The organism is Brevibacillus sp. IT-7CA2, from assembly GCF_949767855.1.
Taxonomy (GTDB): domain Bacteria; phylum Bacillota; class Bacilli; order Brevibacillales; family Brevibacillaceae; genus Brevibacillus.
Genome location: NZ_CATKQT010000052.1, coordinates 213,176 through 236,637 on the forward strand (window position 1 = coordinate 213,176; position 23,462 = coordinate 236,637).

The 23,462-nt window shown below is 48.1% G+C and carries 18 protein-coding genes; 8 read left to right on the forward strand and 10 right to left on the reverse strand.

Features of this window, described 5'->3' with window-relative positions; all coding sequences use genetic code 11:
* Window positions 1-2: 2 nt before the first annotated feature.
* Complete coding sequence (locus ACM6JA_RS26705) at window positions 3-350, reverse strand: DUF1360 domain-containing protein (RefSeq protein ID WP_390233797.1); 348 nt, start codon at window positions 348-350, stop codon at window positions 3-5.
* A 107-nt stretch (window positions 351-457) separates the two neighbouring features.
* On the opposite strand from ACM6JA_RS26705, the gene ACM6JA_RS26710 reads away from it, so the two are divergent.
* Window positions 458-1,543: a peptidoglycan-binding protein gene (locus ACM6JA_RS26710; protein WP_414854813.1), complete on the forward strand. Its 1,086-nt coding sequence runs from the start codon at window positions 458-460 to the stop codon at window positions 1,541-1,543.
* A 55-nt stretch (window positions 1,544-1,598) separates the two neighbouring features.
* On the opposite strand, the gene ACM6JA_RS26715 is transcribed toward ACM6JA_RS26710, so the two are convergent.
* A complete protein-coding gene (locus ACM6JA_RS26715; RefSeq protein WP_414854814.1) occupies window positions 1,599-2,957 on the reverse strand; it encodes a hypothetical protein in 1,359 nt (452 codons plus the stop codon).
* A gap of 136 nt (window positions 2,958-3,093) precedes the next feature.
* On the opposite strand from ACM6JA_RS26715, the gene ACM6JA_RS26720 reads away from it, so the two are divergent.
* From ACM6JA_RS26720 to ACM6JA_RS26735, 4 genes are all read left to right on the forward strand, one after another.
* The gene (locus ACM6JA_RS26720) at window positions 3,094-3,978 is read left to right on the forward strand and encodes a glycosyltransferase family 2 protein (protein WP_414854815.1); all 885 of its coding nucleotides are present in this window, start codon (window positions 3,094-3,096) and stop codon (window positions 3,976-3,978) included.
* A gap of 120 nt (window positions 3,979-4,098) precedes the next feature.
* Window positions 4,099-5,289, forward strand: coding sequence for a hypothetical protein (locus ACM6JA_RS26725; protein WP_414854816.1), 1,191 nt, complete (start codon window positions 4,099-4,101; stop codon window positions 5,287-5,289).
* Window positions 5,290-5,441: 152 nt separating this feature from the next.
* Entirely contained in the window at window positions 5,442-10,112 is a 4,671-nt protein-coding gene (locus ACM6JA_RS26730; protein ID WP_414854817.1) for a hypothetical protein, read from the forward strand.
* Window positions 10,113-10,213: 101 nt separating this feature from the next.
* Complete coding sequence (locus ACM6JA_RS26735) at window positions 10,214-10,789, forward strand: M67 family metallopeptidase (protein WP_414854818.1); 576 nt, start codon at window positions 10,214-10,216, stop codon at window positions 10,787-10,789.
* A 37-nt stretch (window positions 10,790-10,826) separates the two neighbouring features.
* On the opposite strand, the gene ACM6JA_RS26740 is transcribed toward ACM6JA_RS26735, so the two are convergent.
* The 6 genes from ACM6JA_RS26740 to ACM6JA_RS26765 form a co-directional block, all read right to left on the reverse strand.
* Window positions 10,827-11,015 carry a hypothetical protein gene (locus tag ACM6JA_RS26740; RefSeq protein ID WP_188067644.1) on the reverse strand — a complete coding sequence of 63 codons (189 nt, stop codon included), beginning with the start codon at window positions 11,013-11,015 and terminating at the stop codon, window positions 10,827-10,829.
* Between the two features lie 16 nt (window positions 11,016-11,031).
* Window positions 11,032-11,328 (reverse strand): ferredoxin family protein, encoded by a 297-nt coding sequence (locus tag ACM6JA_RS26745; RefSeq protein WP_007726971.1) that lies wholly within the window; start codon window positions 11,326-11,328, stop codon window positions 11,032-11,034.
* Window positions 11,328-12,623 carry an FAD-dependent oxidoreductase gene (locus ACM6JA_RS26750; RefSeq protein ID WP_414854819.1) on the reverse strand — a complete coding sequence of 432 codons (1,296 nt, stop codon included), beginning with the start codon at window positions 12,621-12,623 and terminating at the stop codon, window positions 11,328-11,330. Before ACM6JA_RS26750 ends, ACM6JA_RS26745 begins: the two co-directional genes overlap by 1 nt.
* Window positions 12,616-13,638 (reverse strand): electron transfer flavoprotein subunit alpha/FixB family protein, encoded by a 1,023-nt coding sequence (locus tag ACM6JA_RS26755; RefSeq protein WP_414854820.1) that lies wholly within the window; start codon window positions 13,636-13,638, stop codon window positions 12,616-12,618. Before ACM6JA_RS26755 ends, ACM6JA_RS26750 begins: the two co-directional genes overlap by 8 nt.
* Window positions 13,635-14,465 carry an electron transfer flavoprotein subunit beta/FixA family protein gene (locus tag ACM6JA_RS26760; protein ID WP_414854821.1) on the reverse strand — a complete coding sequence of 277 codons (831 nt, stop codon included), beginning with the start codon at window positions 14,463-14,465 and terminating at the stop codon, window positions 13,635-13,637. The genes ACM6JA_RS26755 and ACM6JA_RS26760 overlap by 4 nt, the downstream gene beginning before the upstream one ends.
* 199 nt (window positions 14,466-14,664) lie before the next feature.
* On the reverse strand, window positions 14,665-16,926 hold the full coding sequence (locus ACM6JA_RS26765) for an immune inhibitor A domain-containing protein (protein ID WP_414854822.1): 2,262 nt from the start codon (window positions 16,924-16,926) through the stop codon (window positions 14,665-14,667).
* Between the two features lie 397 nt (window positions 16,927-17,323).
* On the opposite strand from ACM6JA_RS26765, the gene ACM6JA_RS26770 reads away from it, so the two are divergent.
* Both ACM6JA_RS26770 and ACM6JA_RS26775 read left to right on the forward strand, forming a co-directional pair.
* Window positions 17,324-18,082, forward strand: coding sequence for a TrmB family transcriptional regulator (locus ACM6JA_RS26770; protein ID WP_414854823.1), 759 nt, complete (start codon window positions 17,324-17,326; stop codon window positions 18,080-18,082).
* 124 nt (window positions 18,083-18,206) lie between these two features.
* A complete protein-coding gene (locus ACM6JA_RS26775; protein ID WP_414854824.1) occupies window positions 18,207-19,394 on the forward strand; it encodes an MFS transporter in 1,188 nt (395 codons plus the stop codon).
* Between the two features lie 76 nt (window positions 19,395-19,470).
* On the opposite strand, the gene ACM6JA_RS26780 is transcribed toward ACM6JA_RS26775, so the two are convergent.
* Window positions 19,471-20,802, reverse strand: coding sequence for a sensor histidine kinase (locus ACM6JA_RS26780; protein WP_414854825.1), 1,332 nt, complete (start codon window positions 20,800-20,802; stop codon window positions 19,471-19,473).
* Between the two features lie 241 nt (window positions 20,803-21,043).
* Here ACM6JA_RS26780 and ACM6JA_RS26785 point away from each other — a divergent pair, with 241 nt between their 5' ends.
* Complete coding sequence (locus tag ACM6JA_RS26785; protein ID WP_414854826.1) at window positions 21,044-22,228, forward strand: amidohydrolase; 1,185 nt, start codon at window positions 21,044-21,046, stop codon at window positions 22,226-22,228.
* Window positions 22,229-22,285: 57 nt separating this feature from the next.
* On the opposite strand, the gene ACM6JA_RS26790 is transcribed toward ACM6JA_RS26785, so the two are convergent.
* Window positions 22,286-23,452, reverse strand: coding sequence for an FAD-dependent monooxygenase (locus ACM6JA_RS26790; RefSeq protein WP_414854827.1), 1,167 nt, complete (start codon window positions 23,450-23,452; stop codon window positions 22,286-22,288).
* Window positions 23,453-23,462 lie beyond the last annotated feature (10 nt).

Sequence of the window (23,462 nt, forward strand, 5' to 3'; positions counted from 1 at the left end):
TTTCAACTCGAGTATAATTTCGTCTCAATGACAGCCGCCGCTCCGGCTATGGCAAGCAGGAGCAGCAACGGATAGGCGGCTGGCACATACATATACAACCCAACGATCAAAGCGCCCACCCAAATTCCCACGCACCAATGGCAGCTCAACAATCTGCCTATCCATTGTCGCACCCTCCCGCCTTTAAATTGAAAGTCCCGCACCATTTGCCCAGACTCATCGGGTACATATAACACCTGGTAAAATGGGTTTCGCAGAAAAGATGTGATCTCATCAAAAACAATCAAATGCGTGAGACGAAAGCTTGCCAGCACGAGAATGATTAGGTCGATCCAAGAGAGGTCAAACATTCCACCTCCACCTCTTTCCAATATTTTGTGCTTTTCTCATTTGTTCCACATTTAGTACCATTGTGGTGCGACAAACCAGAGAAAGGCGTGATGAGATGAATCGCAACATGAAGAAAATGGCAACCATCCTTTCCCTGTCCGTCCTCGTAACCATGATCGGACAACCTGCATTTGCGAAAACAACCTTTACCTCTTTGAAAAAAGGGATGAAAAACTCGCGCGTGCTTGAAGTGGAAAAGATGCTCGATGCACTCCATTACGACTACAAGCTGGTAGTGGACAAGATCTACAACAGCAACACAGCTTATAACGTCAAAGCGTTCCAGAAAAAATACATGCTGCCGCAAACCGGAATTGTAAATAAAACCACTTACGGTAAACTGAAGAGCGTGTACCAAGCTCGCAAGCAAGAGCAGCCGACACAGCCAAGCACACCGTCCAAGCCTAGCAAGCCTGCTGAGTCTAATGATTACGTTACGCTGAAATTGGGTGCTAGCGGTGAACGCGTGAAGGAATTGCAAACGATGCTCGCTGGCCTCGGTTACAAAGTAACGGCATCGGGACAATACGATGAATCTACGCGTTTTGCCGTCATGCTGTTCCAGTCGCGCAATAAACAAACCTTGACTGGTGAAGCTGATGCCAAAACCTATACTGCCATTCAAACGCAATATAAGAACAATCCAGTGCAACCCAAACCAGATACAAAGCCAACCACTCCAACCAATCCAACGACTCCCGTAACACCAAGCAAGCCTGAACAACCGCAAAACCCTGGTGCTGGCACGCAAGTTCCTCTTCCTGCTGGTTTGACGGCTGAGGAAAAAGAAATGGTTCAACTCGTGAATCAAGAGCGCACCAGCCGCGGGCTCGCACCTTATCAAGTGGACATGCAGTTGGTGAATGTTGCACGCGTGAAAGCCCAGGAGATGGTAAGCAAAGGGTACTTTAGCCACACCTCTCCCACTTACGGCTCACCGTTTCAAATGATGGATACTTTTGGTATTCGCTATTTAGCAGCTGCTGAAAATATTGCTCAAAACTACTCTGTAAGCAGCGCTCATCAAATGTTTATGAATTCCTCCGGGCACAAAGCCAATATCATGAGTCCGTCATACGACTACGTAGCCATTGCTGTTGTGAATGGCGGTCCGCACGGGAAAACGTTCGTGCAAATGTTCTTGAAAAAATAGAGGCGCGGAACGGAAAAGCCATCATTTCTACTGAAATGGTGGCTTTTCTTCCATATTAGAAAGACACGGCGATCCGGTTATTGGCGGAAAAGTGTACCGTCTGATCGTTGCACAGCACGACACCCTCGACGACGATTCCCTTCCCCGCTTCTTGTTTCATAAAAGAAATCTGAAAGTTTTGGAACGATTCCGTCGATTCCGGCGCAATGGTTACAGGCTGGATCGGCGCTATCCAGTATTCCCCTCTCTCCATCGCTTGGGCAAACCAATCGTCTTCCAAGTATCTCCACCCTTTTAAGCCCGATGTACCCTGCACAGCCATCGTCTCCACGAGCTTCGGCGGCAATACCTGCCCTCCCATTTTGATCGAATCGACAGGCGAGACGCGCAGGCACACGATTGGATTTTTCAGTTCAACGTTCCCCGTATTTTTCACCTGCAGTGTCCCAATCAACAGGTACGGCTTCTCAACTGATTCAGAGTGAATCAACGTGTAATCAAAATACACTTCTGCCGCTGTACGCAATTCAACCTGTTCAGGCACTTCTTCGATCGGATGAATGGTCACTACATGTTCCAGCAGTTCTTCTTCTGCCAAGATCAACAGCTCTTCCCTTTCACTGTTTGATTCGCTGTTTTCTTCACTTTTTGAGTCACTGGCCTCAACACTCGGCTGGTCACTTTCCTGAATCGTGATTTGTTCCTCTGCTAATGGCTTTTCATCTGCTCTCTGCTGACTTTCCTCATCAGAGGTAAAGAGCATAGTGGAATAAAACAGCTTTAAAATATTGGGTGGTAAAAACGCCATTGGCTGAATGTGCAATCCATTTTGGAAATACTCCAAAACCCCTGACGCTAAGTGTAGCGCAATTTTTTCCGCATAGATCTTACGCTTGCTCACATCCGTATAAAGCGGCAACTGCAACTGGATGTGAACGATTGATGGTTGCTTTTGGTTTTTGATTACTTTATAGAGACACGGGATTCCTGATTGCTGCATTTCTGTACGCAAGCACTTGACCAGATCTTGCCGCTTTTCATCCTCCGACTGAAAGAAAATCAGTCTCGTTTTTTCTAGGGCTCGCATTTCCTTTAAGCTGAAACGTATGGCGACATCCGTATTTTTCGCCAGAGTCGGATTGTTTTGGCTTAAGACAACCTCCATCCCGCTATCAGAGAGAAATTTTTGAACGTTCCCCAATACCTCCCACTCGTAGGCGGTCCCTCCTGAAGATATGCCTGTAAAAAGAACGCAAACTTTTCCTTTCAACCCCGAATCCAGGTCCACTCTTTTATTCGTCGAATCCCACTTCAATTGAAAGCCATTTTGCTTGCAAAATAAACGGAACGCTGGCAGAGCCGCGTACGGCATGGTCCCGCCACGTTGACCACTGTAATATACCTCAACATCCATTCCCATCTCTCCTCACGACACTTTCCGTCAGTCCGCGATATTGTATGAATGCCCAGTGTCCAAAGTGAACATTTTTGGCGATGACTGTTCCGAAGAAGCGCGTTGCGCATACGATGCTACGGAAAGGAGTGGTCATATGCCCACCTCACAAATACCCCTGATCTCCATTATCATTCCTGTAAAAAATGAGGGGGACAATGTGCGTTCTACCATCACTTCCCTTTTGAATACAAGAACCACGTATCCATATGAAGTGATCGTAGTCGATGATGCCTCATCTGATAACGGTTGTCACTTTCTACAAGGCCAAGTGCAAAATGAAAAAATAAAATTAATCACAACAGAAGGCATTGGTGCTGCAGCAGCACGAAACTTGGGCGTGAATCACGCACGCGGCAACTACTTCATTTTTTGCGATGCCCATTTGTCTTTTGAAAACTTTTGGATCGATCGCATGATGGAGCTCATTCTTACAAAAAAAGCAGATGGCGTTGCTCCCGGAATCGCCTCCATGACGGAGCCACATAAAATTGGATATGGGCAAAATCTGAATCAAAAGCTCGAGATCACCTGGTATCCAAAGCCAACAGGCCCGGCACCGGTTGCGATATTGCCAGGGGGATGCTTCCTGGTCACCAGAGAGGCTTTTATGAAAGTCGGGGGTTTTGACCGTGGTTTTCGCATATGGGGATTTGAAGATATCGAGTTTTCCATCAAAATGTGGCTCTTTGGATATACGTGTATGGTCCAGCCATCCGTAAAAATCTTGCATTTGTTTAGGCAAGTTCACCCTTACACAGTTGCACATGAGCACATTTATTACAATATGCTTCGAATGGCGTACAGCCATTTTAACGAGCAGCGGATTGAGGCTGCAAAAAAACTTGTGCTCTACGCAAATGCGAGTGAAATTGCGGATGATGTGCTGACTTGCGGGGCTGCCGCTCAGCGTGTTCGATACACTGCCCAAAGAAAATTCGACGACAATTGGTTCTTTCAAAAATTTCAAATTCCATTCTGACAAGATAGTGACCTAAAAAATAGGCGCATGCTCAACATGCCAAACTCCCGTTGCCCACATAGTATGTAACTGCAAAGCAAACTCCCTAGGAAAGGAAGGATTCTTACGGTGAAACATCACGTGAAGCCCATTATGGGTCGCCAGCTCCCTACACCGACGCCTACAGCAACTCCTCCTATATCGAACAACCTGCAGGAAGAGTGCATTCGCGTCAATAAGGTGTATGACTGGGTAGTATTAGCGAACAGCTACCGAAACAAGATTGCCCTTCCCGACGATTGTCAAGCTCTGGTAGACGCTGCCATTCGTGCAGGGCAAGATATCACGCTCTCCTGCGTTGAGCCAGTTTCTCCTGGTCCTACTTGCAGAGTCGTCAGTATTCGCCGCGAGAATATTACAGTCAATGGGACCACTGTTCGGGTCGGAGTCGTTCGCTTTGTGTTCGGAGCCACTGTGCTCGTTCGCGTCTTCGCAGACGGAACACCTCTCTGCGAATTCACAACAACAGTGCAATTCGATCAGGAAGTCGTACTGTGCCTGCCTGAACCGCTTGATGAGGACAATATCTTGTGCCGAATCAGTGCTTTCGAGTGCTCACCGACCGGTACTGTTCTCCTCGGTGGCATGGTTCAACTCGACGTCATTGTCTGCGTAGAGATCCAGGTAGAAGCAGAAGTCAAACTGGAAGTATTGGCGAAATTCTGCTCTCCGCGTCCAAACAACATTCCAATTCCTTCGCCAACGCCATCTTTCCGTTGCCCGCCGATCACATTCCCGCCACAATGCCCACCAATCTTCCCAGTACGCAACTGCGATTGCCAGGCGTCCGTCAACGCGTTGGTACCAAACGTCTCCATTTCTATTGGTATCCCACTCGCCATTGCCGTCGGTACGATCCAGCTCATCGCGGATATCTGCCCAAGTTGCGATCCATCCAGCAGCTCGTTTACCTTTAATTTCTTTGATGCTCTCCTGCCTGATGTCCTTGGCGATCAAAGCTTCAGCTTCTCGCCAACGACTATCAGCTCTCCGACATGCATTACCGTACTGCCTATCCTGCCAATTGTGACAGGTCTGATCGTAACAGGTACTGGTGTACGGACATTCACAGCAACAGGCGCACAAGAAACACTGACCTACTCTCTGACACTCGCCGAAACAGGACTCGGCCTGCCAGACGTTATCATTCTGACACTCACCGACTCTGCTGGTGTCCTCGTCTTCAGCGGCACCATTACAGTCGTTCCAGACGAACAATTACTGGTTGCCGATTGCATCACGTTCGGGGATATTGTCATTACCACTCCGTAAGAAAAAAAATATTCGTTTCCAATCAGGCGGGAGAAGACCAACACTTCTCCCGTTTTTTCTATAGATGAACCGTCACTACAATACAGGCACCAATTCCCACCCCGTACATATGTCTATATGGGAAAGCCAGACGGAAAAAGGAGGACAACACTGTGTACAAAAGGAGAATCTCCAATCCGAACAAGTCGAAAGAAAATGAGAAGCTCCTCCTGCTAAAAAAACAAGCACACTACTACGAAGAAAAAGCAACCCAACTCATGCAAGAAGTGTGGTACCTACAGAAGCAGATAGAGGAAACATCCCAAAAAAATGAAGCATATAGAGAGCAGCTTGAACAACTGAACCAGAACCTCCACGATTTGGACAGCAAAGGCGCAGAATGGAAGCTGCGCTTGAATGATTCACAAGACATGCTTCAAGAAATGAAGAGCAAGCTCGACTACTACGAACATCTCCTAAAACAACGCGAAAATGCCATAACCGACCACCAGGAAACAGAGGCAAAACTAAAGAGTTCGATCGACTACTTGCAATCCGAGATCAGAGAGCAACGAAAAGGTCCACGGCTTGAAGAAATCATGTCCAAACATCAAGCGCAGGAAGCACACTTACGCGAGCACATTGAATTGCTCCAACGGCGAATACAAAGCTACGAACAAAAAGAGGCACAATGGCAAAAAGCGTTACACGAGCAAGATCAGCAGCAGCTGAGTAAAATCGAGGAGATCCTGCAAGAACGCCAGCAGCATTTAGACATGATCGCGCATCTGGAGCAGCAACAGCTTACATGGAAACAAGCTTTGGATCATGTAAATGAAGAGTTTGAGAGTGCGCAGATGAGGCAACACGAGCAACTCTCCAAAATTGAATCACTGAATCAGCAGTTGGAGGACGCACGAGCACGGGAAGAGCAGACACTCTCTGACCTACAGCAGCTTACAGAATCAAGCACAAATTGGGAGCAGCGGGAACAGGAACTACAAGTGCGAGAGCAAAACCTCCACGCATTTGAGCACAGTCTCACGGCACAGGAGCAGGACCTTCACGATCTTGAGCAAGAATTGCTAGGGCAAGGGCAGGAACTGCAATCCCTAGCGAGTAGCCTTCAGGCAAAAGAGCAGGATCTACTCTCTCTCGAACAAGGCCTCCAATCGAAGGAACAAGAACTGCATTCTCTGACGCAACACCTACAAAAACGGGAACAGAAGCTTCTCGATCTTGAACAAGAGCTTCAGACGCAATGGTTAGAATTGCATTCTCAAGCGGATCACCTGCAGACGAAAGAACAAGAGCAGCTCACTCTCAATCAAGAGCTTCAGACGAAAGAACAACAGCTGCTTGTTACCGAGCAAAAGCTCGATGCTAAGGAGCTGGAGCTGCATTCTCTGACACAAGACCTTCAAGCAAAGGAGCAGGAACTTCTCGGTCTTGAACAAGCGTTACAAACGCAAGGACTAGAAATGCACTCACAGGCACAAGACCTCCATGTACGGGAGCAGGAACTTCACGTTCTCGAACAAGAGTTGCAGAATCAAGGGCAAGACCTTCAATCCCTAGCTCATAACCTCGAGACGAAAGAACAACAGCTCCAATCCAAAGAGCTAGAGCTGCACTCCCAGACTCAAGGCCTTCAAGCACGGGAGCAGGACCTCCTCGATCTCGAACAAGAGCTTCAGATGCAAGGGCAAGACCTTCAATCCCTAGCGCATAACCTGCAGACGAAAGAACAACAGCTCACTTCCAAGGAGCTAGAACTGCATTCTCAAACGCAAGACCTCAACGTACGGGAACAGGAACTTCTCGGTCTCGAAAAAGAGCTTCAGACGCAAGGGCAAGACCTTCAATCCCTAGCGCATAACCTGCAGACGAAAGAACAACAGCTCACTTCCAAAGAGCTAGAACTGCATTCTCAAACGCAAGACCTCAACGCACGGGAGCAAGAACTTCTCGATATCGAACAAGAACTTCAGACTCAAGAGCATGACCTTCAATCCCTGGCTCAAAACCTGCAAACGAAAGAACAGCAGCTCACGTCCAAAACGCAAAACCTCGAAGCACGGGAGCAGGAACTTCACGTTCTCGAGCAAGAGCTTCAGACTCAAGGGCAAGAACTTCAATCCCTAGCGCACAACCTGCAAACGAAAGAACAGCAGCTCCAGTCCAAAGAGCAAGAGCTGCATTCCCAGACGCAAGACCTCAACGCACGAGAACAGGAACTTTTCGATCTCGAGCAAGAGCTTCAGACTCAAGGCCAAGAACTTCAATCCCTAGCGCATAACTTGCAGACAACAGAACAGCAGCTCACGTCCAAAACGCAAAACCTCGACGCACGGGAGCAGGAACTTCACGTTCTCGAGCAAGAGCTTCAGACTCAAGGGCATGACCTTCAATCCCTGGCTCAAAACCTGCAAACGAAAGAACAGCAGCTCCAGTCCAAAGAGCAAGAGCTGCATTCCCAGACGCAAGACCTCAACGCACGAGAACAGGAACTTTTCGATCTCGAGCAAGAGCTTCAGACTCAAGGCAAAGACCTTCAATCCCTAGCGCATAACTTGCAGACGACAGAACAGCATCTCACGTCCAAAACGCAAAACCTCGAAGCACGGGAGCAGGAACTTCACGTTCTCGAGCAAGAGCTTCAGACTCAAGGGCATGACCTTCAATCCCTGGCTCAAAACCTGCAAACGAAAGAACAACAGCTCACTTCCAAAGAGCTAGAGCTGTATTCTCAAACGCATGACCTCAACGCACGAGAACAGGAACTTTTCGATCTCGAGCAAGAGCTTCAGACTCAAGGCCAAGAACTTCAATCCCTATCGCATAACCTGCAAACGAAAGAACAGCATCTCACGTCCAAAACGCAAAACCTCGACGCACGGGAGCAGGAACTTCACGTTCTCGAGCAAGAGCTTCAGACTCAAGGGCAAGAACTTCAATCCCTAGCGCATAACCTACAGACGAAAGAAGAACAACTCACTTCCAAAGAGCTAGAGCTAGATTCCCATACTCAAGATCTCCATGCACGGGAACAGGACCTTCACGCTCTCGAGCAAGAACTTCAGACGCAAGAACAACAACTCACTTCCAAAGCGTTAGAGCTGCATTCCCAGACGCAAGACCTCAACACACGGGAGCAGGACCTTCTCCATTTTGAGCAAGAAATCCAAGTACAAGGGCAAGAACTGCAAACGCAAGCAGATAACCTGCAAACAAAAGAACAAGAACTAACAATCCTCGAACAAGAACTCAAAGCTCGGGGGCAAGACCTTCTCACCCAGACGCAATACCTTCAAGCACGAGAGCAGGACCTTTACATTCTCGAGCAAGAGCTGCAAACGCGCGGGCAAGAAATTCACTCTCAGAATCAAAACCTCCAGACGAAAGAACAAGAGCTGCTCACTTTCGAGCAAGGGCTTCAGGCACGAGATCAAGAACTTCTCGCACAGACGCGAGATCTTCAAGCACGGGAAGAAGAACTAAACGGTGTTGAACAAGATCTGCAGGTGCAAGGAAAAGAGCTACTAGCTCATACGCAGGCGTTGCAGGTTCAAGAACAAGAGCTCATGACCCATGAACAGGGGCTTCGGGATTGGGAGCAAGCCAACCTCTCCCAGGAGCAAGCACTTTTGGCTCAGACCCAGGAACTACAGGTTCAAGAACAAGGACTTCAATCTCGAGAGCAAGCGCTGCAGCTTCGCGGACAGGAGCTCCTCTCTCATGAGCAGGAAATCCACTCCCACGAGCAAGAGTTACTCACGCTGAAACAAGAGCTGAACGCTCGAGATCAAGAACTACACAACCAAGAGCAGGAGCTGCAGGCTCAAGGGCATACCCTACACAATCGTGAACAGGAGTTGCTCACTCGGGAGCAAGAATTAAACACACTGGAACAGACCCTCCTCTCTCAGGAGCAAGAAATCCAAGTTCAGAGGCAAGAGTTGCAAACCCGGGAGCAGGAGCTACAAGCACAGAATCAAGATAGATACACCCGAGAGCAAGAGCTTGAAGCGCAAAAACAGGATTTACGAACGAAAGAGCAAGAGCTAGAAGCCACCCGCCATGAGATGTTGCAAAAAGCAATAGATCTCGAACAAAGTTGGACAGCAAAGCACGAAGAGACTTCTCAACAATTAACAGAAGCTCTGCTTGAGCTGGAAGCAGCTCGGTTAACGAAAAATCAACTCGTCGCTGACTATAAAAAGCTGGCCGAATCGCATTCCCTGCATGAGCAAGAATTGCAGCAAAGCATCCAAAAACGCGACGAAGAAATCCAACAAACACAAAACACCGTTAAAAGTCTCCAGTCGGAGTTAAAAGAAACAAAACAGCAATTAACGGAGGCCCAGGATCGTATCAAATCTTTTCAGCAACAATCCAAGGAAACCGACGAAAAGCTCGCGAACGTCTCTCTTCAAAAAAATAAATGGAACGAAGTACTGGAGAAAACAACCCAAAAATACGACTCTCTTTTAACAGAAAAAGAAAAAGCCATTGAGCAGTTTACATCCCAGGAGCAAGTGTTGAAAAAAACGATAACCGGACTCAAAAACATGGTGAAAGAACTCCAAAACAACGAAGAAAAATACAAGCAAATCATCAAAGAATTCACTCAAAAAGAATCTCGAACCAATAAAGCCTTCAGTCAACTCCAGCAAAATGCCCAATTCCAACCAAACACTCAATTCCAGCCAAACGCCCAATTCCAACCAAGCACGCAATTCATGCCAATCTCCGATCCCTCCACTCAACAACTGGCTTCCACACCAGTAAAAATGCAGATGCCCTTTCCTAAAAGTGCCAACGAATTCAACCCGTTTCGTTGAAAAATTGAAAATGTGCGAGAGCCGTTACCATGTGAATCTATCCTGAATACAACATAATACAGCCAGAAAGGGAGGAAAAACCATGACACCTGAACAAATGCGTGCACTGTATCATCAACGTCAACAACATCAAGTCCATCCTGCCCAGCGCCCATCGAGAATGCCGCGATCACCATTGCCAAAATCCGGTCCGGTTCATAAAGTCCAACCGTCCGTCCAGAGTAGAACGAGTGGAGGATGCTGCGGCAGGCGTTGGCAGGGCTAATCTTTTAGAGACCCCCTTTTCCATGACCCGTGCAGTCTGGAATGAAATCATCCAAGATTCCCTGGAGAAGAAGCCAAATGAAACATGCGGATTGCTTTCCGGTAGAAATGGGAGTGCACAGACGGTTTGGCGTATGGAAAATATATTGAAAAGCCCGGTCGCTTTCGCAATGGACCCCAAGCAGATTCAACACGTTTTCCACAAAATGGTGTTGCGCGGGGAGCATTTGGTTGGGATCTATCACTCCCACCCTACTGCACCTCCCATTCCGTCACCTGAAGATATTGCTTACTGTCATTACCCGGAGGCTGCGTATCTCATCGTTTCGCTCGCTTCTCCACAACCAGTTCTCGGCTGTTTTCGAATTGAGGGGTCTTTTGCTCGGGTGTATCCTTATACAGTCCGTAACTAGTGGTCAAATTCACGCAAAACAAAAGAACAGTGGGAATTTACTCCCGCTGTTCTTTCTGTTTTTGAAGATCGCCATGTTCCATTGAACTGGACAGCAGCCATTCCCTTTTCTCCCAGCTGACAAAATCATCTTCCCACTTTACCTGGAAGCGGTCCTCCTCAATATGAATGACAACTCCCTTTGCGCCATCCTTTACGTATACGACCAGATCGCCTACTTGTATCACCGCTCATCGCCGCCCATTACCCGAGTCTGAAAATGATTCCGTGTCCACCCTTCGGATACACCCATTTGATATTTTCGTACGGACAACCAATGCGGCAGCTCCCACATTCGTGACACCCTTCGTAACCGACGTGCATCCGCACTTCTTCCCATTTGTATACTTCCGCAGGACAGAAGATGGTACAGAGCTTATCAGGGCATTGCGTGGCACAAACATCTGCGGAGAGCACATGCAGATGTGACTCCGTATCCGCTTTGAAGCGCACAAGGTACTGTTTCTCCTCGATTGACTGGCCCTTCGGTAGATCCTGCATCACTTCATCACCCTCCACGCATTCATCAAGTCACGCGCCATTTTCCATTTGTCCTTCGCAGAGCCGAGGTCGCTCCAGATTTTCTTCTGCTTGCTCCATTTCGAGTTGCCGTCAACCGTGAACATTTGACTCGCCGCTTTGTTCATCATCGGAATATACTGTTCGAAATACTGCGGGAATTTTTCAAAGTGATGCGTTGCGTCCTTGTACTTTTTCAAATCTTGACCGACAAAGCTGTTCAACAGATTGATTCGGTATCCGTCGAGCAATTTTTCGGAATAGTCCCCTGCCTCTTTTGCCGCCAGGATCGTTTCCGCCGCCATGACACCAGATGCCATTGCCATATTCGATCCCTCTCGATGGATCGCATTGACGAGCTGGGCAGCATCTCCTACAACAAGTACACCATTGCCAACAACTTTGGGAATGGAACGATATCCCCCCTCGGGAATCAGGTGCGCCAAGTATTCCTGCTGCTCACAGCCTTGGATATACGGCCGAATCATCGGGTGATTTTTTACATAGTCCAACAACTCATATGGCTTGATCTTGTTTTTGATCAGACCTGACAGCATCGTCCCTACCCCAATGTTCAAGCTGTCCTTATTCGTATACAACCACGCCGTCCCCAAAATCCCTTTGGTCGAATCCCCGAAAATTTCAATCGTACAACCGTGATCGCCCTCTAAGTTAAAGCGATCCTCGATTATTTTTCGATCCAGCTTCAGCACTTCCATGACAGCGAGCGCTACTTCATCTGGGCGAAACTCTTTGTGGAAACCTAACGATTTCGCCAGCAAGGAGTTGACCCCGTCTGCCAGAACGACAACATCTGCGTATAGATCCCCATCCGGTCGATCTGTTTTGACCCCGACTACCTTGCCATTTTCAACAATGCACTGTAAAGCGACGGTCTCATTGAGTAAAAGTGCTCCCTGCTGTACGGCTTTATCTGCAAACCATTGGTCAAATTTCGCCCGCAGCACCGTGAAATTGTTATAGGGTTCCTGGGCCCACTCCATGCCTTTATAGCTGAAATTGATGGCTGATTCCTTATCGAGCATCATGAACCGCTGCTCGACGATCGGCCGTTCAACAGGCGCCTCCTTGTAAAATTCGGGAATGATGTCTTCCATCGTTTTGCGATACAAAACACCTCCCATGACGTTTTTGGAACCCGGATATTCCCCGCGTTCCATCAACAGTACATTTACACCCGCTTTGGCAAGCGTATAAGCACAAGCTGTTCCAGCCGGACCTGCTCCGACAATGATTACATCAAATTTCTCAGCCATACGTTACCTCCTTGTCCGGCTCCTTTTGGAATGCTTCCATGAGCAATGGCACAATTTCAAAAGCATCACCGACAATACCGTAGTGACAAGACTGGAAGATGAGGGCATTCGGATCTTTATTGATGGCAATGATCAATCCCGAGTTGCGCATGCCGACCAAATGCTGGATAGCTCCCGATATGCCGATAGCGAAGTAAATTTTTGGCGTGACAGTTACTCCCGTCTGTCCGACCTGATGTTCATGACCGATCCAGCCTGCTTCCACCGCATCTCTGCTGGCCCCAACGGTTGCCCCGATTCGTTCTGCAAAGCGATGAATAAGCGCAAAGCCTTCCTTGCTTCCGAGTCCCTTGCCACCAGCGACGATCACATCAGCCTCATCCAGCCGCACCTTTTCCTTCGTCTCCCGGACGATTTTCAGTACTTTTGTGCGAATGTCTTCTTCACGTAGCTCCATGCATTCATCAATGATTTCTCCTGTACGTGACTCGTCTGGCTCAAGCGCTTTCATGACTTTCGGGCGAACGGTCGCCATTTGCGGTCGATGTTTTTTGCACAAAATCGTTGCCATGATGTTACCGCCAAACGCTGGACGGCTTGCCTCTAATAAGCCTGTCTCCGCGTTCACATCGAGCATGGTTGTGTCAGCTGTCAGCCCTGTCTCCAAGTCCGTCGCGACAGCGCTCGCCAAATCTTTTCCGGTTGAAGTCGCCCCGTACAAGATGATTTCCGGCTTGTGCTTCTGGACACATTCGATAACAGCTCGCATGTAGGACTCTGTTCGGTAATCATGAAAAATCTTGTGATCGTATACATACACTTGGTCAGCACCGTATGGAAACGCCGTATGGGCCAACTCCTTGATTCCATCTCCGATTAACAAGCCAGCAAGCGGCACGTCTCGCTTGTCAGCCATTTGTCTACCCGCCCCCAGCAGCTCGAGTGATACAGGGGCGATACGGCCGTCACTCACCTCTAAAAACACCCAGATGCCACGAAAATCATCCAGATTCATATCTGCTCCTCCTTCACCCGAAACATTCGCTGTTTATCGTGCAAAATTTCCATCAAGCGCGCGATTTGCTCGCTGGCGCTTCCTTCGAGCATTTCGCCACCCTTTGGCTTCTCTGGGGGCCAAACTTTTGCAACGATGGTAGGAGAGCCCTTCAGACCTAACTGCGTCCGATCGATATCCCCCAAGTCATCGACGGACCAGACAACGGGATTATATCTAGCAGCTCGAAGCATGTTGGGAAGCGGAGAATAAGGAACCTCGTTAATCTCCTTCTCCACGGAAAACAAACAAGGCAAGGTCGACTGAATGACTTCATAACCATCCTCCAGCTTTCGATGCACGATGGCGTAACCTTGTTCTTTGTTTATCTCCACTACTTTTTTCACACACGTAAGCGGCGGAATATCCAACCTTCTGGCAACACCCGGTCCGACTTGTCCCGTATCACCGTCGATGGTCATCTTCCCGCAAATGACGAGGTCGACTGGCTGGCTTTCTGCAATCTTTTCAATGGCTTTGGTAATCGCATAGCTGGTCGCCAATGTGTCTGCTCCGGCAAATGCACGATCCGTTACCAGATAGCCTGCGTCTGCTCCAATCTCGATACATTTCCGAATGGCCTTCACCGCTGGCGGCGGTCCCATGGTGACGACGGAGACCACACCACCATATCGATTTTTCAACCGTACGGCTTCCTCCACCGCATGTGCATCATACGGGTTGAGGATGGCTGGCGCACTAGCGCGATCCATCGTATTCGTCTTCGGATTCATCTTGATGATTTTGGTGTCCGGCACCTGCTTAATGCAAGCAATAATATGCAGCATGATTGATCCCCCCTTGCTGCCGCGCGCGATACCTATGCCTGTACAAAAGGTTGCCTTTCTTACGCGCAATCAGATCAGGCAGCTTGTCGTTCATTGTTATAGCCTATTTCGATGCAGCCGAGCTTAGACCAGTAATCATAGAAACGAAAAAGACGCCAAGCATCAGCTTGGCGCTGTGTGGCGTCTTTTGGCTTATTGATTAATCTTTATCAATGGAGAATTCGATCGTAGCATCCGTGAACTTCTTGGAAACTCTTTTCAGTTTGATTTCCAAACCGATTTGCGGCAGGATTTTACCGACTTCCGGCACTTCCGGCATCGAGTAATCATCACCGTCTTCAAACTCAGTTACTCCATCCAACGGCTCGTATTCCATGGTTCCCATAATGTAATCCAGATTTATTCCAGAAGTGTCGTTCGGGCTAAACGCAGCGTCATTCACTTGGTAACGGGAGTCTGCGATTGCCTTTTTGTTACCTTCATCATTGTTCCAGTAACGTACTTCCTGATGGGCATCTACTACACCGAGCATGCCGTAGCCTGGATGCAGGCTCGTATTGTTGTCACGGGTTCTTTCATAGCGACCGTCAAAGTACCAGATCACCATACCAGGATCATACGTAAAGAAGGAGTCGTTGCGACGGAAATGCTTCAATCCAGCGTCAATTCCTTCATGAGAGCGCAGCTCAATCAGGTAGTACGCATCGTACATTTTTCCTTTTCCATCGAAGTGAGTGAAGCCATCCAATTTGAATTTCTTCTCACCCTCTGCATCATCTGCGAAGATGACTTGTCCATCTGCCTCTACTTCGAAGTTATCCAAATAGAAGCCATCCATCACGAATGCGACATCGGTCACATAGTTAAACTCGACTTGTACCTTTTTACCGACGAACTCGTTCAGGCTGATTTCTTCTTTGTCCCAGCCTTTGGTTACGTCATCGTATTTTTGAACTTCTTTTTTCTCGCCTGTATCCGTATCGATTACATTGACGTTCACGTAGTCATAGCCTTCCTCGATGCTTCTCCACGAATCGAATTTCATCGTTGCGGAGCTGACCCCTGTTAAATCGATCACATCAGACGTCATTTTTGTATTCAGCTTGTTGCCTTCATCCGAGAAGTACGAGTATCCGCCATCTTTTGGCTCCACCGGAGGTTTCTTTTCGACCTTCGGCATGTTCAGCTTGATGACCTTGCCGTCCTTCTCAAGGCTGCTCGCATCAATGAGTCGAAGGCTTCTCTTGCGCTTCTCTACATCCTTGTAGTCTAGCACATACGGATTAATCCAGTTTCCGCCGAACATTTGCTGCAGAACCATTTTGGACCAAGGATCAAGGCCAGTAGGTTCCGTTTGGAAAACCTTACCTGTGTGGCTACCAGACGACATGAGGGACCAAGCACCTACTGGCGAATCTTTTCCACCTCTTGTCGTGTCATACAAGTCTGGCAAACCGAGGTTGTGTCCGTATTCGTGAGTGAATACACCTGGTGCGCCATCCTCTGGTTGGATCATGTAATCAAACGCTTTGAGGCTTGTGCCTGGAATATCCACTGGTTTGCTCAAGGTCCAACGGTGAGACCAGATCGCATCTGGGTCTTCCCCTGTCTCTTCTCCGATCCCTGCATGAACGAGCATGAGGTTGTCTAGATTGCCATCCGGCTCCATCAGGTCTCCATCACCATCGATGTCATACGGATCACGCTGATCGTACAATTCCTCTTTCCCAGCAATGGATTCCCCAACTGCCTCAAGCGTCTCGATTACAAGATCGCGCGGATTGGAATCGTCACCGGCTTTCGAGTTTTCTCCATAATATTTGTAGCTATTTTCTGCCATTTGCCATGGCGTTACCACACCATCAACCGTCCACGTTTTTCCCGATTGCAGATAGAAGTATTTCGCCATCGTTGTCATGCTGATTCCTTCAGGAGTTTCGTATCCCTTCTGATCAAACAGCATCTCTTTATAATGCTTTTCGTTAAAGTCTTTCGTCCAAAGCGAGTCACTCACTTTTGGTAACTCGTTATGCTCCCGGTCAGGGAACTCGACAAGAGCAACAACGATGTTATCGGTATGTAGTCGTTTGGAAGAGCGCAATTCATCGCCGTCCTCCATCTCAGCCACTTTCTGAGATGCCTTCGCCAATGCTGCCTGCTGACCTCTGCTAGCTTCCCTACCATAAGAGGTCGACTCGTCAACACCGTGCGGTACTTTTTTGTCTTCCAAGTACTCGAGCAACGCCTCGTCAATCTCTTCCTGATCGGCGTCTTCATCAATGATTCCTTGCTCCATTAACCCTTTGATCAGTCGCTCCAGGTTAACAGTGGACAAGTCTACTTGCAGATCATGCTTGTCCTCTTTTGGTTTGGCCAAACCAGCTGTAGGTGCAGCCACGAAAGTACTAAGCACGAGTGAGGAGGAAAATAAAACGGATAAGAGCTTCTTGCCTTTCTTCACTACGGTTCACCCTCTTTTTCTATCTATTTGTGATGCATCGGAAAAATTAAACCCCCAATTCCGACTATTCATAATTATTGCGTGATACGTAATTTTTGCCAAATTCTTTCCTTCGACAAAAAATACTTCCCGTTCAAAAGAAATTTCTTAATAAGGCTATTGAACTATTTACAACAAGTGCCGAAATTTCGGCTAATCATTTATTTACAGGGTATCAGTTCGATATATTACCATCGTGTCTACCACCTAAAGACCTACAGAATTTTAGCGAATTTTGTCGAAAAAACTCGATATTTTTCTATCATATATTTCTTTCGCCTCCCTCTCTTTCTTGCAAAACAACTCGATTATCGGTACGATCGAATAAAAATGCTCGTGTTTTCCATGGAGGATTTTGATGCTGCAAACATTTGGTTTTTCTCTGTATGAGAGTAAAGTTTATGAAGCGTTGGCGTCTAGCGGCGAGCCTCTCGATGCAGCAATGGTCGTGAAGCATTCGGGGGTGCCAAAGGCAAAAATTTACGAGGTGTTGAATCGTCTGGTAGAAAAGGGGATGGTCCTTGACACCGTATCGGAAAAGAAAAAGCGGTATACAGCCCTTCCTTTGGACAGCCTGGTAGAAAAGCTGACCCGCCAATTTCAAACAGACGTCAAAAAATTGACCAGCTCCCTTTCTCATAAAGCCGTACGTGATGACCGGGTCTGGAGCCTGAAGGTTAATGAATCGATCCGCGCGGAATGCAAACAATTGATCCAACGAGCAACACGGTCTATTCGCATCTCTGCCTGGTCCGATGATTTTTTGGAGTATATACCCCTACTGGAGATGAAAGAAAAAGAAGGGGTGGAAATCGAAGCCTTGGTCATCGGGCAGATTAACACCAAGCTCTCCTGTGTTCATTCCTTTATCCCTGTGCAAGAGCATCAAGGCTTGGAGCGCTATCAGCTAATCGTAGCGGACCAAGATGAAATGATTTTTGCAGGCGAGGAAGACACGGGCTGGCATGCGATCAAGACACGTGGTCAACCGTTCGTCAAATTTTTTGCCGATTCTTTTTACCATGATGTCGCGCTGACAAAAATCACCCAAAAATATGTGGATCAACTATTTGACGATGAAGAAATCCGCAAGATGATCATCCGCCTCCGATACTGACAATACCTGGACTTTGGCTTTTGGCCAGAGTCTTTTTTATTTGTATGGAGAAATTTGTAGTTGCATAGGGCGAAAAAGGTTACTATTATGGTAGTAACCTTTTTACTGGAGAGGAGCTATTGTTTTGAATCCACGTGTCTTCATCTTAGCGATTGCTACCTTTGTTGTAGGTACGGTGGAATTGATTATCGGTGGTACGCTCGATCTGATTGCTCGTGATCTTCAGGTATCGATTAGCGCTGCCGGACAATTGATCACCATATTCTCCCTAGCATTTGCCATTGCCGCTCCTCTGCTCCTGCATGTGACGAGGCGTGTCGAGCGCAAAAAGCTATACATGTATGCATTAGCGGCCTTTTTCCTAAGTAATGTGCTCGCGGCACTTAGTCCGAGCTACGCTGTATTAATGACGGCGCGCATCTTGAGTGCAGCAAGCAGTTCCATCCTGATTGTGCTGTCGATTACCATTGCGACAAGTCTTGTGGAACCTGCTTATCGCGGCCGTGCCATTGGCGTTATTTTCATGGGGATTAGCGGTTCGCTCGTACTCGGCGTCCCTGTCGGATTGGCTCTGGGGAATGCCTTCGGATGGCGTGCCCCGTTTTGGCTAATTGCGGCTCTGAGTATTGTCGCGATGATTTTTATCCTCTTGTTTTTGCCAAAAGTTCGAACTGCACCGCCCATTCCGCTACGTGATCAAATGACTACCCTCCGTAGCGGCAAGCTATTCAGCGCATTGTTTATCGTCTTGTTAATGCTGACAGGTCACTTGACGCTGTATGCATACTTTACCCCTTATCTGCAAACGACGATGAATGTGGACGCAACGACTCTGAGCTGGATTTATCTCTTGTTCGGGATTGCTGCCGTTGCAGGCGGTGGTATTGGCGGTTGGATCTCAGACAAATGGGGAGCAACCAAGAGCATTCTGTTCATCATTCCAGTGTTTGGCTTGATCATGTGTGTCTTGCCATTTTTTACAGGCTCACTTTATTTGTTCTTGCCGATCATGGTAATCTGGAGTGCGCTTAGCTGGGCTATTTCGCCAGCACAGCAAAACTATTTGATCTCCTGCTCACCTGCTACCGCAGACATTCAATTAAGCTTGAATACTTCTGCCCAGCATTTAGGTATCGCCCTTGGCTCTCTGGCTGGCGGTCTCGTCGTCGAGCGGTCATCTGTCATCTACACGCCTTGGGTTGGAGCCGTGTTCGTCCTGCTTTCGTTCGGGTTTGCCTTCTACTCAATCTCACGTCCATTTCAAGCACAGGAAAGCCAAGTGGCGCAGCCTGCGTCAGGACAAAATGCATAGCGACTCGCAAAAGCAAAAAGCCGTCAACTATTTGACGGCTTTTTCTTATCATCCTAGAATTGTTTTCGTTACTTGCCTATTTCACTGGCAACCGGACGGTAAATCTCGTGATTCCTTGCTCGGACCAAACCTCAATTTTCCCCTTGTACTTGTGAACAACTGAATCTACGATCGTCAGACCCGTTCCACGCGAGCCACACTTTTTCTCTGTTTTCGTTGTATAGCCTTTTTCGAAAATACGTGCACGTTGTTCTGGCGATATTTCTGGTCCTGTATTTTCCACTTGGAAAATAACGTGTTCTTCATCACAACAAAAATAAATGCTGACCCGCTTTTCCCCATTCGCTAACTCAGCCGCTTCTATCGCATTATCAATAAGATTCGATAAAATTTTGATCAGATCAATGGAAGGAATGCTATCGATTGGATCAGAACATTCTTCAAATTGCATCACGATTTGTTTGGATTTAGCTTGCTCCCATTTGGTGTGAAGCAATACCATTAAGGCAGGATTCGCAAACCTCACGGTGAGGTCCAAAAGCTTGGTTTCTTTCAGCAACGACTGCACGTAATCTCGTGCTTTTGGATAATATCCGCATTCGATCAAACCATAGAGCACTTGCATGTGATTGACGAAATCATGGCGTATGGAGCGCATCGAACAAATGACTGAGCGCAATTCATCCTGATAGGTTTCTTCCGTCTCGTCAACTGCTGCCTTGATGGCACGTTGGTACCAGCGTTCCATGCAAAGAACCAGGAAGATCAGTACGACGACAAACAAACCTTGAATCGCAAAAACAGGAATGCTGCTACGAACGACATCATCTCCAATGTCCTCGACGATGGCTACGTCTGTATCTACTCCGATGATTCCGATGATTCTTCCTTCTCTATCTCTAAGCGGCGCGCCAGCAGACAAGTAGACCCCGTAATTTGGATCCCTGATAATATCTGAGTAGTACGTTGATGATCCTTCGTAAATCATTTGAATGTGCTTAGAAGATAGAACAATAGGCATACCGATATCAAAAGTTTGCTTCGCATTTGGAGGCCTTGCGACGATCATCGCGCGACCACTCTGCCTGTCTTCACTGATTTGAATCGTGTATAAATACAGCAGACCGAACTGCTCACGCGCTTGATTCAATTGCTGTTCGATTCGTTTATAGGCGGGGGTCCCTTTTACCGGATTTCGTAAAAACTCCTGATACGCGTCAACATCTAGACTGTCTGCTACTGTAGAGGCAGCTTTCATGCTTTGATTCGCAATGGAGAGTCGGACGGATTGAATCGTATTGAAATAAGAAATCGCGATGCTTACACAAGTCAAGATCAAAACAAGGATGCTAGAAACGAGCATAATGATTAGAACTCTGGGGTTTTTTGGGTGTGTTGGACTCGTCATAATCTCCTCAATCCATCTGTTCAAAAAGTCGTCTTTTGATTACGCAGCTGTACTAAAAACACGACTTTTTGAACATGTCTCTCTAATATTCTAGAGATTTCTACTGGAAATGTCTACATAATATGAATTCAGCTTCATTATACTTCTCGAAATCATACATTGAATTATGATTCGGAATATTTTTATAATAAGGCGAATACGAAATACCAATCTCTTTCCCTAGGAAAAAGGAGTGGGTTCGATGGAAGAAAAACTGTTTGCCCGGCTGCAGGAGATTTATCCTGAGCTTGTTACATTCAGACGTGATTTGCATATGTATCCCGAGCTTTCCTTTCAGGAGGAAAACACAGCGAAGAAAGTAGCAGACAAACTGGCTTCTTTTGGGATAGAAGTCCAAACCGGGGTCGGGGGCATGGGTGTTGTCGGTCTCCTGAGGGGTGGAAAGCCAGGAAAAACAGTTGCGTTGCGCGCTGACTTCGATGCCTTGCCCATTCAAGATGAAAAAGAAGTACCGTATAAGTCCCGCATTCCAGGCGTTATGCATGCTTGCGGTCACGATATACATACCTCCGGACTTTTGGGAGTCGCACAAGTGTTGAGCCAGTTCCGTGATGAGCTCCCAGGAAATGTGGTATTCCTGCATCAATTTGCGGAAGAGCTGCCACCTGGTGGCGCCAAAGCCATGGTGGAGGCGGGGTGCCTCGAAGGAGTCGATGTCGTGTATGGCGCGCACGTTGCCTCCGAGCTTCCCGTAGGCACTGTAGGGATTGGTCATGGCTACATTACGGCCGCAGCAGACAGCTTCGAGATCGTCTTGTACGGAAAAGGCGGACACGGTGCTTATCCTCATACCTCCGTTGATCCAATCGTATTGGGCAGTCAGGTTGTCATGAATTTGCAGCAGATTGCCAGCCGTCAGGTAGATCCGCTGAAACAAGTCGTTCTGTCTGTTTGCTCCTTCGTGGGCGGGGGCGAGGCGTTCAACGTCATCCCTGATCAAGTGAGGCTAAAGGGGACCGTCCGTACGTATGACGAGGAAGTGAGAGTCGCGGTCGAGCAGTCTCTGAAACGTATCGTGGAAGCCAGCTGCCAGGCAGTCGGCGCTACTTGCGAAATCATGTACCAACGCGGCTATCCAGCTACTTGGAATGATGAGACAGAGACTCCGCTTTTTGTAGCAGAAGCCAAACGTATTTTTGGTGAGGAGCGCGTTTTGAAAATCCCACCAGGCATGGGCGGAGAAGATTTTGCTTACTTTGCCCAAGAGCGCCCCGCTACCTTCTTCATGGTCGGTGGACGCAACCCGGAGATTCAGGCGACGTATCCACATCACCATCCCAAATTCGATGTCGATGAGCGCTCCATGATTCAAACCGGTCAGTTATTCATTGCAGCGTTGCTTGCCTATCAGGCACGTCATCAATAAGCAAACAAAGTTGAAAGGCAAGGGCCTCATGCTCCTTGCCTTTTTTCGGCGCCGTATTCACACCTCGTGTCCAACAATCCAGTCCAGTCTTCTGCTCTGGATACGGGCAGGGATCGTTTTTAACATGAAATGACGAGCCGCGATGGCCAACGGATTTTCCCATTGGGTGACTGCCCCCATCAAGCGGGAACCTTTCACAATCGCATTCGCCCGCTTCTTCCGTAGCTCTTCATACATGCGCAAAGCGTCAGCCGAGTCCGTATTATCTGCCACTGCCAAGCATCTTGCCAGCACAAGTGCGTCTTCCATTCCCTGACCCGCCCCTTGCCCCAGATTCGGCAGCATTGGATGTGCCGCATCGCCTACTAATGTAACCCGGCCCTGACTCCATCTCCTGAGTGGTGCACGGTCGTATATATCATGCCGCAAGATGGCTGCATCCTCTGTCGCCTCAATTACTGCACGTACTGGCTCATACCATCCATCAAGTCGGTGCAACGTCTCTCGCTTCCGGCCCAGCGGCCCATCTTTTTCTCCCTCAGGTGCATTGATGGCGGCAAACCAATGAATTCGATTGTTGCCGATATGAGAAAACCCGAAACGAATCCCCCTGCCCCATGCTTCAAAGCCTCCTCCTGATTCCAGTGGATAACGAGGGTCTTGGTAAGTAGCAATCCCGCGAATCGCCGTGTACCCGGAGTATCTCATCAACTCTTCACCGAATAGGCTCTTCCGTACACGAGAGTGAATCCCGTCCGCTCCGATCAGAATCGTTCCATGTGTACTTGACCCATCTACAAAAGCGGCATGAACCCTTCCTGCTTCTTGAGAAAAAGAAACGAACTGCTTGCCGAGTACCAACTCATGCGTCGAGATTTTCGCCAAAAGAGCCTGCTGTAGATCAGCCCGATGAATCAAGTAGCTGTCAGCCCCATACCGATCTGCTTGTTCCGCGACAGGCAGCTCGACTAACAAGTTTCCCTTCCAGTCGCGAATCCTTGCTGAACGGACAGCTGCCCCAAGCTCGCGTACTTCCTGTCCAACTCCCAGCTTATCCAATGCCTTCATGGCATTGGCTGCCAAAACGATTCCAGCACCGATGCCTTTATGCTCCTTTGCCTGTTCATAAAGCGTCACTTGCCAACCCTTTTGCTTCAAGGCAAGCGCCGATGCAAGCCCGCTCAAGCCTGCCCCGATGATCAGCGCGTGTTTTTCGTTGCTCATCGCCTTTTCT